We start from the raw sequence: 17101 nt of genomic DNA, 5'->3' as shown, positions 1-17101 counted from the left end.
CGTGACAGGCAGGCTTACGCACGCGGGCCGGTTCCGCCACCGCAAGGAGGGGCGGAACCGGCCCGGTTGGGAGCGCCGGTCCTAGTCGCGCGCGGTTTCCACGGAGTCCACCGGGTCCGCCGTACGGTCGAACCGGCCGTCCAGCCTGGCGACCAGACCGGTCACCTGGCGGGCGATGTCGGGCGCGGTGAGCCCGATCTCGGTGAGCACCTCGGCGCGCGAGGCGTGGTCGAGGAAGCGCGGCGGGATGCCGAAGTCGCGCAGCGGTACGTCGACACCCGCGTCGCGCAGCGCCTGCGCGATGGTGGAGCCGACGCCGCCGACCCGGCTGTTGTCCTCGACGGTGACGACGACCCGGTGCCGCTCGGCCAGCGGGGCCATCGCCTCGTCCACGGGCTTGACCCAGCGCGGGTCGACCACGGTGGTGGAGATGCCCTGCTTGTCGAGCAGGCCGGCGATCTCCAGGCACATCGGGGCGAGGGCGCCGACGGAGACCAGGAGGACGTCGGGCCGTTCGGTGCCCGCCTCGCGCAGCACGTCCATGCCGCCGACCCGGCCGACGGCGGGGACGGCGGGGCCGACCGCGCCCTTGGAGAAGCGCACCACGGTCGGCGCGTCCTCGACGGCGACGGCCTCGCGCAGCTGGGCGCGCACCTGGTCGGCGTCGCGCGGCGCGGCCATCCTGAGGCCCGGGACGACCTGGAGGATCGACATGTCCCACATGCCGTTGTGGGAGGCGCCGTCGGTGCCGGTGACGCCGGCCCGGTCGAGCACGAAGGTGACGCCGCACTTGTGCAGCGCCACGTCCATCAGGACCTGGTCGAAGGCGCGGTTGAGGAAGGTGGCGTAGACGGCGAAGACGGGGTGGACGCCGGCGTGGGCGAGGCCCGCGGCGGAGACGGCGCCGTGCTGCTCCGCGATCCCGACGTCGTACACCCGTTCGGGGAAGCGTTTGGCGAACTTGTCCAGGCCCACCGGCTGGAGCATGGCCGCGGTGATGGCGACGAGGTCCTCGCGCTCCTCGCCGAGCTTGACCATCTCCTCGCCGAACACGGAGGTCCAGTCGGCGCCGGACGCGGCGATCGGCAGGCCGGTGTCCGGGTGGATCTTGCCGACGGCGTGGAAGCGGTCGGCCTCGTCCTGGAGCGCGGGCTGGTAGCCGCGGCCCTTCTCGGTGAGGCAGTGCACGATGACCGGGCCGCCGAACCGCTTGGCGCGGGCCAGCGCGGACTCCAGCGCCTCGATGTCATGGCCGTCGATCGGGCCGACGTACTTCAGGCCCAGGTCCTCGAACATGCCCTGCGGGGCGATGAAGTCCTTCAGGCCCTTCTTGGCGCCGTGCAGGGTCTCGTACAGCTGGCGGCCGACGACGGGGGTCTTCTCCAGCACCTCGCGGGTGCGGGCGAGGAAGCGCTCGTAGCCGTCGGTGGTGCGCAGCGTGGCCAGGTGGTTGGCGAGGCCGCCGATGGTGGGGGCGTACGACCGCTCGTTGTCGTTGACGACGATGACGAGGGGGCGGTCCTTGGCGGCGGCGATGTTGTTGAGCGCCTCCCAGGCCATGCCGCCGGTCAGCGCGCCGTCACCGATGACGGCGGCGACATGGCTGTCGCGCTTCATGAGCTGGTTGGCCTTGGCGATGCCGTCGGCCCAGCCGAGCACCGTGGAGGCGTGGCTGTTCTCGATGACGTCGTGCGCGGACTCGGCCTGTGCGGGGTAGCCGGAGAGGCCGCCCTTCATCTTCAGCCGGGAGAAGTCCTGCCGGCCGGTGAGGAGCTTGTGCACATAGGACTGGTGGCCGGTGTCGAAGAGCACCTTGTCCTTGGGGGACTCGAACACCCGGTGCAGGGCGATGGTGAGCTCGACCACGCCGAGGTTCGGGCCGAGGTGTCCGCCGGTCTTGGAGACCTCCTCCACGAGGAAGGTCCTGATCTCCCCTGCCAGCTGGTCCAGCTCCTCCAGGCTGAGCCGGTCCAGATCGCGCGGTCCCGTGATGCGGGTCAGCAGCGGCACCCGTGCCTCCTTGCAATAGAGCTGATCGAGCTTGCCGGGCTCGCCAGAGTCTAACTTTCCGGCGGCGCCCGGCATGAACGTGCCCGGCACCTTGGGGGTGCCGGGCACGTGGAGTTCGCCGAATCGGGGTGCGTCAGGCCCGTCCGGCCGTCTTCTGCGTCTTACGGGTGATCGCGTCGATCACCACGGTCGCGAGCAGCACACCACCGGTGATCATGTACTGCACGGGCGACGCGATGCCTTCGAGCGCGAGGCCGTACTGGATCGAGACGATCACCAGCACACCGAGCAGCGCGTTCCAGGTGCGGCCGCGGCCGCCGAAGAGCGAGGTGCCGCCGATGACCGCCGCGGCGATCGCGTTCATCAGCAGGTCACCGCTGCCCGCGCCCTGGTTGGCCGCGGCGATCTTGGAGGCCATCATCAGACCGCCGATCGCGGCGAAGGTGCCGGAGATCGCGAAGACCGAGATGCGGACCATGTTGATGTTGATACCGGCGCGGCGGGACGCCTCGACGCTGCCGCCGAGCGCGAACACCTTGCGGCCGTAGGCCGTGCGGCGCAGCGCGAAGTCCGTGATCACCAGCATGGCGAGGAAGATCACGACGGCCAGCGGCAGGCCCTTGTACTGGTTGTACACGGCCGCGGCGGCGAAGGAGACGATCGCGAGCAGCACCGTACGGAGAATGGTTTCGCTCAGCGGCCGCGACGGGACGCCGGCGGCCTCGCGGCGCCGGTTGCCGAAGTAGGACGAGAGGAAGAACAGCACGGTGGCGACGAGCGCGAGACCGTAGGCGGCGGCGACGTCGGAGAAGTAGTAGCTGGTCAGCTTGGCGACCAGGCCCTCGCTGTCCAGGTTGATGGTGCCGCTGTCGCCCAGGATCTGGAGCATGAAGCCGTTCCAGAAGAGCAGACCGGCCAGGGTGACGGCGAACGCCGGGACACCGATCTTCGCGAAGAAGAAGCCGTGCAGCGCACCCGCGACGGTACCCACCAGGATGGACAGCACCAGGGCGAGCCAGGCGGACATGCCGTGGGTGACGGTCAGCACCGCGTAGGAGGCGCCCGCGACACCGGAGACCGAGCCGACCGAGAGGTCGATCTCGCCGAGCAGCAGCACGAAGACGATGCCGACGGCGATCATGCCCGTGCCGACCATGGCGACGGAGATGTCGGAGAGGTTGCCCGCGGTGAGGAAGTTCGAGTTCAGGCTCTGGAAGATGATCCAGATGACCGCGAGGCCGATGATGACCGGAACCGAGCCGAGGTCACCGGCCTTCATCTTCCGCTTGAACTCGGTGAGGTAGCCCGCGAAGCCCTGCTCGCGCACGAGCAGCCGGGGGTCTACGGCGGTGACGGTGCCGGCCGCCGCCTCGGGGTTCTCCACGACGGCGTCCTGGGGAGTGTGGTCCTCGGGAGGCGTGGAGGTCTTGTCCAGGCTCACTTCTGGACCTCCTTGGTGCTACGCGCCGCACGCCGGGTGACGGCGTTGTCGGTGGCGCCGGTGATGGCGGAGATGATCTCTTCCTGAGAGGTCGAGGCGACGTCGAACACGCCGTTGTTGCGGCCGAGCCGCAGCACCGCCACCTTGTCGGCGACGGCCTTGACGTCGGCCATGTTGTGGCTGATGAGGATGACGGCGTGGCCGCGCTCGCGCAGCCGCTCCACCAGGTCGAGCACCTGAGCGGTCTGCTCGACGCCGAGGGCCGCGGTGGGCTCGTCCAGGATCACCAGCTTGGGCTCGCCGAGCATGGAGCGGGCGATGGCCACCACCTGGCGCTGACCGCCGGAGAGGGAGGCGATCGGGATGCGCACGCTGGGGATGCGGATCGACAGCTGGTCGAGCAGATCGCGGGAGCGGCGCTCCATCTCCACCTCGTCCAGGACGCCGCGCTTGCGCAGCTCCCGGCCCAGGTAGAGGTTGCCGACCACGTCGATGTTGTCGCACAGCGCGAGGTCCTGGTAGACCGTCGCGATGCCCAGACCCTGGGCGTCGTTGGGCCGGTTGACCTGGACGGCCCGGCCTTCCCATTCGATGACGCCCTCGTCGATGGGATGCACGCCGGCGATCGTCTTGACCAGCGTGGACTTTCCGGCGCCGTTGTCGCCCACCAGGGCGACCACCTCACCGGCGTGGACCTCAAGCTCTACGTCGGTGAGCGCCTGGACGGCACCGAACCGCTTGGAGACCCCGCGCAACGCCAGCACGGGCGTAGCGGACACGTGAACCATCTCCTTCGCCGCCTGACCCGGCGGGAGGTTGTGCAGAAAGTTTGGGGGGGTTCCGTCCGGCGCCCCGCGCCGAGCTTGCGGGGCTGTATGTGTCGCGGAGCGCCGGAGGACAGTGGGACGCCTTCGCCCCTCACGAAAGGGGCTCCTCGGGGGGTTACGGGGGTGAACTCCCCGAGGAGGGAGGCGCGTTGCGGCGGCTTACTCCAGGCCGAGCTTGTCGCAGGCGGCCTTGTACTGCGAGGTGCAGATGTCGGCGGCCGTGTAGACGCCGTCCTTGATGACGGTGTCCTTGATGTTGTCCTTGGTCAGCGCGGTGACCGGCAGGATGACGGTGGGCACCTGCTTGGTGGTCGGGCTGTCGACCTTGTCCTTGGCGATGGAGTCGAGCGACTTGCCCTGGGCGAGCGCCACGGCCATCTCGGCGGCCGCGTCGGCCTCCGGGGCGTACGGCTTGTAGACGCTCATGTACTGCTCGCCGGCGACGATGCGCTGCACACCCGCGAGCTCGGCGTCCTGGCCGGTGACCGGGACGGAGATGCCGGCCGCCTTGAGGGCGGTGATGATACCGCCGGCCATGCCGTCGTTGGCGGAGTAGACGCCGACGATGTTCTTCTTGCCGAGCGCGGAGATCGCGGCGTCCATGTTGGAGTTGGCGTTCTCCGGCTTCCAGTCCTTGGTGTCGTACTGCTTGCCGATGTTCACCTTGCCGTCGAGCACCTCGTGGGCGCCCTTCTTGAACTGCGCGGCGTTCGGGTCCGTGATGGAGCCGTTCATCATCACGATCTTGCCGGACTTGGCCTTGGAGCCCAGGGCCTTCAGCAGGGCCTCGCCCTGGGTCTTGCCGACGGTCTCGTTGTCGAACGAGGTGTAGGCGCTGATCGGGCCCTCGGCCAGCCGGTCGTAGGCGACGACCGGGATGCCCGCGTCCTTGGCCTTCTGCACCGAGCTCTTGATCGCCGCCGTGTCCACGGCGTCCACGATGAGGACGTTCACCTTGTTGGTGATCATCGTGTCGACCTGCTGGTTCTGCGTGCTGGCGTCCTGCTTGGCGTTGGCGTAGACGATCTGGCCCTTGCCGTTCGTCAGCTCCTTGACCTTCTTCTCGATCAAGGGGCGGTCGAACTTCTCGTAACGGGCCGTCTGGTTCTCCGGAAGGAGCAGACCGACCTTGATGGCATCGCCCTTCTTGGCGCTGCCGGAGGACTTGCTTCCGCTGCCGGACTCCTTGGCACTGCCACAGGCGGCGAGCGAGACGGCCATGGCACCAGCGGCAACGGCGAAGGCCGCACGACGCATACGCGTGTTCACTTCTCAAACCTCCCTGACGAGGCCGCGTCGTTGCGGCCGAGGTGGCTGGAAGTCAACTCGGCCACACGTGCGACGTCAAGAAGTAAATCCTTAACGAGATGGCAACGGTGCCATTCCTTCTCTAAGTGAAGGCAGGCGCGGACACGGCCGGAGCACCGGTGGCGGATCCGTCCAGAAGGGCCGAATCGCCCATCTCGCTCAGGGCGAGGGCGAGCGCGCCCAGCACCTCGGCGCGGCCCCCAAGTGCCCCGGGAAGCACGGTGAGTTGGCGGGCGGCGCTGGGGATCGCGTAGCGGCTGACGGACTCCCGGATGGGCCCGAGGACCAGCTCGCCGGCCTCCGCGAGATCGCCGCCGAGGACCACCCGGCTGGGGTTGAGAAGATTGCAGAGGTTGGCCACGCCGCTGCCGATGTGGCGGCCGACGTCGGCGACCACCCGGCGGCAGCCCGGGTCACCCTCCCTGGCGAGCCGTACGACGCCCTCCATGGTCAGATCGGAGCCGTGGCTGGGCTGGAGCAGCGGGAGGACGTAGCGGGCCGCCGCGAAGGTCTCCAGGCAGCCGCGGTTGCCGCAGCGGCAGACCGGGCCGGACTCGTCCAGGGTGATGTGACCGATCTCGCCCGCGGTGCCGCCCGGCCCGCGGTAGATCTTGCCCTCGATGACCAGGCCCGCGCCGACGCCGCTGGCGACCTTGATGTAGGCGAGGTCGCGCACGCCCTTGCCGCTGCCCCACACCAGCTCGCCGAGGGCGCCGAGGTTCGCGTCGTTGTCCACGTGGACGGGCACGCCGAGGCGTTGTTCCAGCTCCTCAGCGGGCTTGGTGCCGCCCCAGCCGGGCAGGATGGCGCTGTGTCCGAGGGTGCCGGACTCCAGGTCGATGGGGCCCGGCACGCCGAGGCCCACGCCCGCGACCTTGGAGCGGTCCACGCCGGTGGCCACGATCAGCCTGCTGACCAGTTCCTCGGCCCGGTCGAAGCCCTGGGCGGCGGAGGCGTCCACGTCCAGTGGCTCGGCCTCCTCGGCCAGCACCTGGTGGGCGAGGTTGCCGACCGCGACCCGCAGATGCTGGTGCCCGAAGTCGACGCCGATCACAATGCCCGCGTCCCCGCTGAGGCTGACGCTGCGGGCCCGGCGCCCGCCCGCCGAGGTGGGCGTGACCTCGACCGTCCCGCCGTCCTTCAGCTCCCGCACGATGTTGGAGACCGTGGCGGCGGACAGGCCGGTCGTCCGCGCGATCTCCGCCTGCGTGAGCGAACCGGCAAGCCGGACGGCCCGTACCACCCGCTCCAGGTTGGCTCGGTGCAGTGACGACTGCGACCCTGGAGTCTCCACGACGACCTCCTGAGCGCGGGGCCGCTTCGGCGAGGCCCCGTGTATGTCCAACTAGTGAACTCTAAGCTGAGCCGTTCGGGGTGACTCACGTCAAGAGGTTGAGCCAGATCCGGGGTACACCACAGCGGCGCACGCCGCCCGGAGATCCGGTACGGCGTGCGCCGGTACGACTACGGGGTGTCACCCCGGGATGAGGGGACGGCCTACTTCAGTGCCCCCGCGGTGAGCCCCTGCACCACCTGCCGCTGGAAGATGATGTACGCCCCGAGCACCGGCAGCATGGCCATCACCAGGCCCGCGAACAGGCCCGACCAGTCGCCCTTGTAGCCCTGGCTGACCGCGAGCTGGACCAGGCCCTGGGTGAGCACCTTCTTGTCGGGGTCGGTGTTGAGGACCGTGGGCAGCATGTACTGGTTCCACTGGCCCAGGAAGTTGAAGATGCCCACGCTGATCAGACCGGGCTTGGCCATGGGCAGCATGATCTGGAAGAACGTACGCGTGTGCGAAGCCCCGTCCACGAACGCCGCTTCCGCCACCGAGGTCGGCAGGGTGCGGAAGAACGCCGTGAGGAAGAAGACGGTGAAGGGCAGCGAGTACGCGATGTAGACCAGGATCAGCCCGTGGATGGTGTTCAGCAGGCCCATGTTGTTCACGACGTAGAACAGCGGGACCAGCGCCAGCATGATCGGGAAGCTCATGCCGCCGATGAACAGGTAGTAGATGAAGCGGTTGCCCGGGAAGTCGAACCGGGCGAGCACATAGGCGGCCATCGAGCCGAGCACCAGGGTGCCGATGAGTGAACCGCCCACCACCAGGACGGTGTTGAGGAAGTAGCCGCTCATGTTGGCCTCGGTCCAGGCCCGGGCCCAGTTCCCGAAGTGCAGCCGGTCCGGCAGCGCCCAGGGCGAGCCGAAGATGGAGCCGTCGTCCTTGAAGGACGTCATCACCGCCCACAGCAGCGGCGTGACCACCATGATCGCCCAGATGACCAGCACGCCGTGGGAGAAGACGTTGAGGACGGTGCCCTCCCTTTTGCGGCGGCCCGGCTTCGAAACCGGCGCGTCCACCTTGGAGACGCTCGCACCGGGCTCGGCCGGCGGCGGGGCGGGGGTCTCGGTCGTCTTCATCGCTTCAGAACTCCAGCCGCTCGCGACGGCCCAGCCGCATCACGATCGCCGCGAAGGCGAGCGTGACGACCAGCAGGGCGACGCCGATGGTGGTGGCGTAGGCGGCCTGACCGTCCCGGAACGCCTTCTGGTACACGTACAGGACCAGCACGGTGGTCGAGTAGTCGGGCCCGCCCGGACCGGTCGTCATGATCTGTACGACCGCGAACGACTCGGCGCCGAGCGCGAGGATGCCCATGTAGACCCAGCCGGACTGCACGGTGTCCCACAGCAGGGGCAGGGTGATGCGGAAGAAGGTGGTGGCGCGGCCCGCGCCGTCGATCAGCGCGGCCTCGTACAGCTCGGCCGGGATCGAGGCCATGCCCGCGGAGAAGAGGACCACGAAGAAGCCGGTGGTGGACCAGACGAGCACCGCCATCACACACCACAGGGCGAGGCTCGGATCACCCAGCCACAACGGCTGCACATGATCGAGTCCGATCCCGCGCAGGAGCGAATTGATCGCTCCGCTGTCCGGGTTGTAGGCGAACTGGAAGAGGAGCGCGACGATCGCGATGGACAAGACCTGCGGAAAGAAATAAACGATCTTGTAGAAGGAGGAGCCCCGCACACCTGTGATCGCGGGGCCGCCCCTTCTGCGTCGTCCGCCCACATTGATCATGAAGGCGAAGAAAAGCGCCAGACTGATCGTCACGATCGGCAGCACCAGAGCGAAGAGCAGGCTGTGCTGCAACGACTTCCAGAAGACGTCGTCGTGCAGCATCCTCTTGTAATTGTCGAGGCCGACCATCTTGAATTCGGGGCTCAGCCCTGTCCAGTCCGTGAACGAGTAATAGATGGACTGGATGAAGGGCCACACCACGAACAGCGCGTACAGTCCCAGGGGTACGACCAGGAACCCCACGATGAACCGGTACTTGCCGTGCTGCATCGTTACTCCGGTGCGCTCGGGGGTGCTGGTTACTGGTGCTTGTAGTGCTTGATGGTGGTGTCCTTGGCCGCCTCGTCGGCGAAGCCCTGGATCTTCTTTATGGCCTCCGCCGGGGTGAGCCGGCCCGCCATCATCTCGCCGAGGGCGCCCACGCCGATCTTCTCCTTCTGCAACTGGACGTACCAGTCCTGCAGGCGCGGGTTCACCACATTGGTGCCGGCCAGCTTCAGCGCCGCCACGCCGGACTTCAGGCCCGGGGTCAGCTCGATGCCGTCGGTGCCGCCGTTGTAGGCGGAGAGCGACTTCACCTTGGAGGTGAAGTTCTTCGAGGACGCCTCGGAGAGCATGATGCGCAGCTGCTCCATGCCGCCCTCGGGGTTGGCCGCCTTGGAGGGCACGATGAACGGCTCGCCGCCGGACGCCCAGATGGTGCCGAAGGGCATCTTGTCGCCGCTGTCGATGCCGGAGGGCGCCGAGACCGCGAGGTTGAAGTCGGCGGGGATGACGTTCGCCGACTCGTTCTCCACCCAGGAGCCGTTCGGGATGAACAGGGCCTCGCCCTTGGCCCACGCCGTCTGCGACTGGATGTGGTCCAGACCCGGGGTGCCCTTGAGGATGTAGCCCTTCTTGAACAGCTCGTAGTACGCCTCGAAACACGCCTTGACGGCCGGGTGCTTCCAGGCGTTCGGCTCCAGGTTGTCGATGGCGTTGAGGACGTCGACGCCGCCGACCTTGCCGATCATCGGGTAGAGCGAGAAGGGGATGTAGTACGGGTACTTGCCCGCGTACGTCCAGCCCGCCATGCCCTTCTTCTTGGCCTTCGCGCAGACCTGGAGCATCTCGTCCCAGGTCTTCGGGTACTCGGCGTCCAGCGAGTCGAGCGCCTTCTGCGAGTACCAGACGCCGTAGACCGTGTACGCGTAGTACATGATCCACACCGGGTTGCCGTCGAACTGGCCCATCTCCACGATGCCGGGGCGCAGCGTGTCGCGGACCTTCTTGCTCGGGTCGTCGTACGACGGCGCGTCGAGCAGCGGGGTGAGGTCGGACAGCTGGTTCTTGCCGACCAGGACGCCCATGTCCATCTGCTCGGCGCCGGAGTTGTCGATGAGGTCCGGCGGGTTGCCCTCGTTGAAGCGGGGCTGGAGCGTGGACTGGATCTTCTGGGTGGCGGAGAACTTCACCTGGGCCTTGGGGAAGTCCTTCTGGTAGATCTTGACCGCGTCCTGCGCGTACTCCTTGCCGAAACCGCCGTCGAAGAGGACGAACTCCATCTTGGCGGTGTCGTTCACGCCGAGCGGGTTCTTGGCGGTCTTCTTTCCGGCCTTCGCCTTGCTCTGTCCGTCGCCGCCGCTGCTCGCGCAGGCGGACAGCAGGCTCATCCCCGGAACGGCGACCAGGCCGAGTGCGGCGGACCGCCTGATCAGTTCTCGGCGGCCGACACCCTCACGATCGTGATGCGCAGTGGATCCCATGCTCAAGTCCTCGCCTTCTCCAGGACTCAGGCGGTGAACCGGATCCTGCCCGGCACCGCGGTCGGGTCAAGCTGGGTGGTGCAGGAAGTGCTACGTGCATGAACTGCCGGGATTGCTCTTGTACCGGGCGCCGACAGGTATAGTCCACTTCCCGCCAGCGGAGCAAGATCGAATGCAGGGTTGGCCGTGGGTCTTTTCCGAGTTGAGACCTCGCCGACATGGGAGCGGGCTGTGTACGGCCCCGGGGAAATCAGCGCGACATCAACCCCTGAATGACACGCCCAACACCCTTGACATCACCCATCACTTGACCACCTACTTGGTTCCTGTGTACCGCCTATGACAACGTTGTCGGCAACGGCGCGGGGAGGAAATCCGTCCATGCAGCGGAGAACTCGGCACAGATGGGGCCCGGCGGCCGTGCTCACGGCCGCCTTCGTGATGGCCGTGGGCGCGCAGGGCGCCGCGGTCGCGCTGCCCGCCAAGGCCCCGGTGGGCGACCGGGAGTTCGCATCCTCGTTCGAGGCGGGTGATCCCGCCCCGGACTGGCTGAACACGGTCGACACCGGCGCGGACGGCACCCCGCGTGCCTCGGGCGTGGACGGCGGCTACAGCACCGGCATACCGGGCAATGTGAACGACCATGTCACCGAGGTCCGGGCGAGCGGCGAGAACGCCGGCGCGGGCGAGGTGAAGGAGAACCTGGCCGACGGCGAGTCCGGCACCAAGTGGCTGACCTTCCAGCCCACGGGCTGGGCGGAGTTCGACCTGGACAAGCCGGTCGAGGTGCGGACGTACGCGCTGACCTCGGCGAACGACGCGGCCGAACGCGATCCGCGGGACTGGAAGCTGCTCGGCTCCGCCGACGGCAAGGACTGGAAGACCCTCGACACGCGGGCGGGCGAGACCTTCTCGGAGCGGTTCCAGACCAAGTCGTACGACCTTCAGCAGGCGGCGGAGTACCAGCACTTCCGGCTTGAGGTGACGAAGAACAACGGGGCGCCGGACATCCTCCAGCTCGCCGATGTGCAGTTCTCCACGGGCGGCAGCGGCGGCCCGGTGCCGCAGGACATGCTGACCCTGGTGGACAAGGGCCCGACCGCCTCGCCGACGGCCAAGGCGCGGGTCGGGTTCACCGGCACCCGGGCGCTGCGGTACGCGGGGCGCCACACGGCGAGCGGGCGCGCGTACTCGTACAACAAGGTGTTCGACGTCAACGTGAAGGTCGGCGGCGACACACAGTTGTCGTACCGGATCTTCCCGTCGATGGCCGACGGCGACCGGGACTACGACGCGACGAACGTCTCCCTGGACCTCGCCTTCACCGACGGCACCTACCTCAGTGACCTCGGCGCGCTGGACCAGCACGGGTTCCTCCTGTCGCCGCGCGGGCAGGGCGAAGCGAAGTCGCTGTACGTCAACCAGTGGAACGACGTGGTCGCGCGGATCGGCTCGGTCGCGGCCGGCAAGACGGTCGACCGGATTCTCGTCGGGTACGACTCCCCCACCGGACCGGCGAAGTTCCGCGGCTGGATCGACGACGTGTCGCTGAAGCCGGTCGCACCCGAGAAGCCGAAGGCGCATCTGTCCGACTACGCGCTGACCACGCGCGGCACGAACTCCAGCGGCAGTTTCTCGCGCGGCAACAACTTCCCGGCGACCGCGCTGCCGCACGGTTTCAACTTCTGGACGCCAGTGACCAACGCGTCGTCGCTGAGCTGGCTCTACGAGTACGCACATGCGAACAACGACGCCAATCTGCCGACGATCCAGGCGTTCAGCGCGAGCCATGAGCCGAGCCCGTGGATGGGTGACCGGCAGACCTTCCAGCTGATGCCGTCGGCCGCGGCGGGCACCCCGGACACCGGGCGGGAGGCGCGGGCGCTGGCGTTCCGGCACGAGAACGAGACGGCGCGGCCGTACTACTACGGCGTACGGTTCGAGAACGGGCTCAAGGCGGAGATGGCGCCGACCGATCACGCGGCGGTGATGCGCTTCACCTACCCGGGCTCCGACGCGAGTGTGCTCTTCGACAATGTCACCGAGCAGGCGGGGCTGACGCTGGACAAGGAGCACGGGACCGTCACCGGGTACTCGGACGTCAAGTCAGGCCTGTCGACGGGCGCGACCCGGCTGTTCGTGTACGGCGTGTTCGACAAGCCGGTCACGGACGGGACGGCGAGCGGGGTGAAGGGCTATCTGCGCTTCGCGGCCGGCGCCGACCACCGGGTCACGCTGCGGCTCGCGACCTCGCTGATCAGCGTCGACCAGGCGAAGGACAATCTGCGCCAGGAGATCCCCGGCGGCACCTCCTTCGACACCGTCAAGGCGCGGGCGCAGCGCACCTGGGACAAGCTGCTCGGCAAGGTCGAGGTGCAGGGCGCGACACCGGACCAGCTGACCACGCTGTACTCCAGCATGTACCGGCTGTACCTGTACCCCAACTCGGGCTACGAGAAGGTGGGCGGGAAGGACCGGTACGCGTCGCCGTTCTCGCCGATGCAGAGCCAGGACACCCCGACGCACACCGGCGCGAAGATCGTGGACGGCACGGTGTACGTCAACAACGGCTTCTGGGACACCTATCGGACGACCTGGCCGGCGTACTCGTTCCTGACGCCCTCTCAGGCGGGCGCGATGGTCGACGGGTTCGTGCAGCAGTACAAGGACGGCGGCTGGACCTCGCGCTGGTCCTCCCCCGGCTACGCGGACCTGATGACCGGCACCTCCTCGGACGTGGCGTTCGCCGACGCCTATGTCAAGGGCGTGAAGTTCGACGCGAAGGCGGCGTACGAAGCGGCGCTGAAGAACGCGACCGTCGTACCGCCGAGTTCGGGCGTGGGCCGCAAGGGCATGAGCACGTCCCCCTTCCTCGGCTACACCGGCACCGACACCGCCGAGGGGCTGTCCTGGGCGATGGAGGGGTACGTCAACGACTACGGCATCGCGAAGATGGGCGCGGCGCTGTACAAGAAGACGGGCGAGAAGCACTACAAGGAGGAGTCGGACTACTTCCTCAACCGCGCCCGCGACTACGTCAATCTCTTCGACCCGAAGGCCGGTTTCTTCCAGGGCAAGGACGCCAAGGGCAACTGGCGGGTGGATTCGGGGAGTTACGACCCACGGGTGTGGGGTTTCGACTACACGGAGACCAACGGGTGGGGCTACGCCTTCTCCGTACCGCAGGACACCAGGGGCCTGGCCGACCTTTACGGCGGGCGGACTCAACTCGCCGACAAGCTGGACCAGTTCTTCGCCACCCCGGAGACCGCGTCCCCCGAGTTCGTCGGCTCCTACGGCGGGGTCATCCATGAGATGACCGAGGCGCGGGACGTGCGGATGGGCATGCTCGGGCAGTCCAACCAGGTCGCGCACCACGTGTCGTACATGTACGACGCGGCGGGGCAGCCCTGGAAGACGCAGGCGGCGGTGCGGCAGATCCTGTCCCGGCTCTACCTCGGCAGCGAGATCGGTCAGGGGTATCACGGTGACGAGGACAACGGCGAGCAGTCGGGGTGGTTCCTCTTCTCCGCGCTCGGCTTCTACCCCCTGGTCATGGGCAGCGGCGACTACTCCATCGGCTCCCCGCTGTTCAAGAAGGTCACCGTGCATCTGGAGAACGGCCGTGATCTGGTGGTCAAGGCGCCGGGCAACAGCGCGAAGAACGTGTATGTGCAGAGCGTGACCTTCAACGGCCGCCCCTGGACGTCGACTTCACTGCCGCAGTCGCTGCTCGCCAAGGGCGGGGAGCTGACGTTCACGATGGGGCCGCGGCCCTCGGCGTGGGGCTCGGGGAAGAACGCCGGGCCGGTATCGATCACCCAGGACGACAAGGTGCCTACGCCCCGGACGGACCTGCTGCGCGGGGAGGGCGCCCTGTTCGACAACACGTCGGCGACGGACGAGACGTTCACCTCCGTCGATCTGCCGGTGAGCGGGTCCGGGAAGCCGATGCAGTACACGCTGACGTCGGCGGACCACACCACCGCGCCGACCGGCTGGACCCTCCAGGGCTCGGCCGACGGCACGACCTGGCGGACGCTGGACCACCGCTCCGGCGAGACCTTCCCGTGGGACCGCCAGACCCGGGCGTTCACGATCGCGGCGCCGGGGTCGTACGCCAAGTACCGGTTGGTGCTGGGTGGTTCGGCGACGCTGGCGGAGGTGGAGCTGCTGGGGTGAGGTGAGCGGCAGCGCGGGGCCCCGGGTGCGAGTGCGGCACCCGGGGCTCCGCGCTGTCCGGGCGACCTGGCGATCCGGGCCGTCCGGGCGGTACCCCAAGAGTTGGCAAAGTGCGTCCTTTATGATTCCGTTTGCCGACTTCGTTCCCACCTCCCCCGCAGGAAGCTCCCCTTGATCGCCATAGCAGCAGCACTCGCGGAGATCGCGCTGATCCTCGTACAGCGCCGGCGCGCACCGTCCGGCGGCCCCGCGGCCACGCCCTGGTCCCACATGGCCGCGGCGCTGGGCGCGGGCGTGCTCGGGTGGCTGGTCGTCGGCCGGCCCGAGCCCGTATGGGGCGAGGTGTCCCTGGCGCTGATCACCGGAGTGGTTCTCGGCTCCGAGGCCGCGCGGTCGGCGCGGGTCCTCGCCGGGAAGGAGTGGGCGGGCTGGGCGACGGCCTGCGGCAGCGGAGCGGCCTCGGCCAACTGGCTGCTCGCCACTCCGCTGCCCTTCATGTGATGATCCCTCACATCAGGGCGAGCTCGCACCACACGATCTTGCCCGGGTTCCGCTCCCCGACGCCCCACTTGTCGGACAGGGCCGACACCAGCAGCAGGCCGCGGCCGCCCTCGTCCAGGGTGGGGTGCGCGACGGCCGGGACGCCCGTTCCGCTGTCGTGGACCTCGATCCGGACGAGGGCGTCCTCATGGCACAGCCGCAGCAGGAAGCCCCGGCCCGGTGGGACCCCGTGCACGACCGCGTTCGTCGCCAACTCGCTCACACAGAGCAAGACGTCCGCGCTCCGCTCCCAATCGGTCAGCCCCCAGTACGACAACGACCACTCCGCGAACCGTCTGGCAGCGGGGACGGAGCGGCGGGCCCGCGCGTAGAACTGGTCGCGCTGACGCAGGAGTTCAATCTGCTCGTTCACGGGGCGAATGTCGCGCAGCGTGACTAGTCTGCGGCAGTAAGCGATCCCGTACAGATTGTTTGTACGGGATTGTGCGGGGTGGCGTACGGGTGGCACGGGGAGTTCAACAGGCATGACGCCTACACGGAGGAAGAACCAGTCGGCCATGAAGATGCTCGGCCGTCAACTGGGTGCGGCACGGCGGGCGGCGGGTATGAGCCAACCCGCACTGGCCGCGGCGCTGAATGTCAATGACGAGACGATCGCGTCGATCGAACAGGGCCGACGTCCCCTGAAGTTGGACATCGCCGAGAAGTGTGACGAGCTTCTGGGCACCAAGGGGACGTTGGCGGTGGGGGTGACGAACCTGCCGGAGATCGACCAGTTCCCGCTCTGGGTTGAGGAGTACATGGATCAGGAGAAGGTGGCCGTCGCGTTGTCCTGGTACGACAACGCGGTCATCCCCGGTCTGTTGCAGACCGAGGCGTACGCCCGCACGGTTCTACAGAATCGCATCCCGGCGTACGACGAGGAGAGCCTGGAGACGACGCTACGGCTGCGACTCGATCGCCAGGAGATCCTCAAGCGCAAGTGTCCGCCGACGCTGAGCTTCGTCGTGTGGGAGCCCACGCTGCGTCTGAGGATCGGCAGCGAGGGGGTCCGCAGGGAGCAGATGCAGTATTTGCGCGAGGTGGCCGAACTGCCGTGCGTCTCACTCCAAGTGCTGCCGCTGGACAGCAACCTCCACGCGGGGCTCGACGGGCCTTTCACGCTCCTCGAAACCCCGGACCACCAGCACCTCGCCTACACGGAATCGCAACGCGGCAGCCAGTTGGTCTCCGACCCCGAAGAGGTGTCTCGCCTGGCACGCAAATATGCGATGCTGCGGACACAGGCCCTGAACATCCAGTACTCCAAGGGCCTGATCGACCGCCTGCTAGGAGAGCAATGAGCGCGGAAGCACTTCAGTGGTTCAAGTCGACCTACAGTGGGAGCGAAGGCGGCGCCTGCCTCGAAGTGGCCGTCTCCTGGCGCAAGTCGAGCTACAGCGGCAGCGAAGGCGGCCAGTGCGTCGAAGTCGCCTCCTGCGCTCACTCCATCCTCGTGCGTGACTCGAAGCAGGACCCCTCCGGGGCTCCCACCCTCCGGGTCAGCCCCCTCACCTGGGCCGCCTTCACCTCCTCGGTCCGGTGAACAGCGGACGCGCGCCGTCCTCGCCGTCGAGGTCTCAAGAGAACTGCTTGATCGTCTACTAGGAGAGCAATGAGCGCCGCACTTCAGTGGTTCAAGTCGACGTACAGCAGTGATGAAGGCGGGGCCTGCCTCGAAGTCGCCGTCGCCTGGCGCAAGTCGAGCTACAGCAGTGACGAGGGCGGTCAGTGCGTCGAAGTCGCCTCCTGCGCCCATTCCATCCTCGTCCGGGACTCCAAGCAGGACCCCTCCCACGCCCCCACCCTCCACGTCAGCCCCCTCACCTGGGCCGCCTTCACCTCCTCGGTCCGGTGAACAGCAGACGCGCCGTCCTCGCCTCCGTCGCCGCGCTCGCCGCCGGGCTGCCCACGGTCGACGCCGTCGTGCGCGGTACCGGTGCCACGCCCGCCGCGGCCGCGGCGG

At 68.1% G+C, this 17101-nt stretch carries 14 protein-coding genes; 5 read left to right on the top strand and 9 right to left on the bottom strand.

Going from position 1 to position 17101, the window contains the following annotated elements:
• Nucleotides 1-81: 81 nt before the first annotated feature.
• The 8 genes from dxs to ngcE form a co-directional block, all read right to left on the bottom strand.
• Nucleotides 82-2010 carry a 1-deoxy-D-xylulose-5-phosphate synthase gene (gene dxs / locus CCN72_RS03060; protein WP_085567075.1) on the bottom strand — a complete coding sequence of 643 codons (1929 nt, stop codon included), beginning with the start codon at nucleotides 2008-2010 and terminating at the stop codon, nucleotides 82-84.
• Between the two features lie 133 nt (nucleotides 2011-2143).
• Entirely contained in the window at nucleotides 2144-3451 is a 1308-nt protein-coding gene (locus CCN72_RS03055; RefSeq protein ID WP_086806210.1) for a sugar ABC transporter permease, read from the bottom strand.
• Nucleotides 3448-4239, bottom strand: a complete 792-nt coding sequence (locus CCN72_RS03050) for an ATP-binding cassette domain-containing protein (protein ID WP_037655376.1) — start codon at nucleotides 4237-4239, stop codon at nucleotides 3448-3450. Before CCN72_RS03050 ends, CCN72_RS03055 begins: the two co-directional genes overlap by 4 nt.
• 198 nt (nucleotides 4240-4437) lie before the next feature.
• A complete protein-coding gene (locus CCN72_RS03045) occupies nucleotides 4438-5535 on the bottom strand; it encodes a substrate-binding domain-containing protein (RefSeq protein WP_086806208.1) in 1098 nt (365 codons plus the stop codon).
• Nucleotides 5536-5668: 133 nt separating this feature from the next.
• Nucleotides 5669-6880: an ROK family transcriptional regulator gene (locus CCN72_RS03040; protein WP_086806207.1), complete on the bottom strand. Its 1212-nt coding sequence runs from the start codon at nucleotides 6878-6880 to the stop codon at nucleotides 5669-5671.
• A 203-nt stretch (nucleotides 6881-7083) separates the two neighbouring features.
• Nucleotides 7084-8007 (bottom strand): carbohydrate ABC transporter permease, encoded by a 924-nt coding sequence (locus CCN72_RS03035; protein ID WP_085567069.1) that lies wholly within the window; start codon nucleotides 8005-8007, stop codon nucleotides 7084-7086.
• Between the two features lie 4 nt (nucleotides 8008-8011).
• Complete coding sequence (locus CCN72_RS03030) at nucleotides 8012-8938, bottom strand: carbohydrate ABC transporter permease (protein ID WP_037655369.1); 927 nt, start codon at nucleotides 8936-8938, stop codon at nucleotides 8012-8014.
• Nucleotides 8939-8967: 29 nt separating this feature from the next.
• Nucleotides 8968-10413 (bottom strand): N-acetylglucosamine/diacetylchitobiose ABC transporter substrate-binding protein, encoded by a 1446-nt coding sequence (ngcE, locus tag CCN72_RS03025; protein WP_086806206.1) that lies wholly within the window; start codon nucleotides 10411-10413, stop codon nucleotides 8968-8970.
• A 381-nt stretch (nucleotides 10414-10794) separates the two neighbouring features.
• Here ngcE and CCN72_RS03020 point away from each other — a divergent pair, with 381 nt between their 5' ends.
• Both CCN72_RS03020 and CCN72_RS03015 read left to right on the top strand, forming a co-directional pair.
• Nucleotides 10795-14595: a GH92 family glycosyl hydrolase gene (locus tag CCN72_RS03020; RefSeq protein ID WP_208637901.1), complete on the top strand. Its 3801-nt coding sequence runs from the start codon at nucleotides 10795-10797 to the stop codon at nucleotides 14593-14595.
• Between the two features lie 171 nt (nucleotides 14596-14766).
• Nucleotides 14767-15096: a hypothetical protein gene (locus CCN72_RS03015; RefSeq protein WP_086806205.1), complete on the top strand. Its 330-nt coding sequence runs from the start codon at nucleotides 14767-14769 to the stop codon at nucleotides 15094-15096.
• Between the two features lie 7 nt (nucleotides 15097-15103).
• Here CCN72_RS03015 and CCN72_RS03010 read toward each other — a convergent pair whose 3' ends face one another.
• Nucleotides 15104-15508, bottom strand: coding sequence for an ATP-binding protein (locus CCN72_RS03010; protein ID WP_244174113.1), 405 nt, complete (start codon nucleotides 15506-15508; stop codon nucleotides 15104-15106).
• A gap of 145 nt (nucleotides 15509-15653) precedes the next feature.
• On the opposite strand from CCN72_RS03010, the gene CCN72_RS03005 reads away from it, so the two are divergent.
• From CCN72_RS03005 to CCN72_RS02995, 3 genes are all read left to right on the top strand, one after another.
• Nucleotides 15654-16439, top strand: a complete 786-nt coding sequence (locus tag CCN72_RS03005) for a helix-turn-helix domain-containing protein (protein ID WP_086806204.1) — start codon at nucleotides 15654-15656, stop codon at nucleotides 16437-16439.
• A complete protein-coding gene (locus tag CCN72_RS03000) occupies nucleotides 16436-16681 on the top strand; it encodes a DUF397 domain-containing protein (protein ID WP_086806203.1) in 246 nt (81 codons plus the stop codon). The genes CCN72_RS03005 and CCN72_RS03000 overlap by 4 nt, the downstream gene beginning before the upstream one ends.
• Nucleotides 16682-16750: 69 nt before the next feature.
• Nucleotides 16751-16993 carry a DUF397 domain-containing protein gene (locus CCN72_RS02995; RefSeq protein WP_086806202.1) on the top strand — a complete coding sequence of 81 codons (243 nt, stop codon included), beginning with the start codon at nucleotides 16751-16753 and terminating at the stop codon, nucleotides 16991-16993.
• Nucleotides 16994-17101 lie beyond the last annotated feature (108 nt).

It is taken from the genome of Streptomyces murinus (assembly GCF_002154555.1).
GTDB classification, from domain to species: domain Bacteria; phylum Actinomycetota; class Actinomycetes; order Streptomycetales; family Streptomycetaceae; genus Streptomyces; species Streptomyces murinus.
The sequence above is the reverse complement of the archived record's forward strand: the minus strand, read 5'-3'. Positions and strand labels throughout refer to the sequence as shown.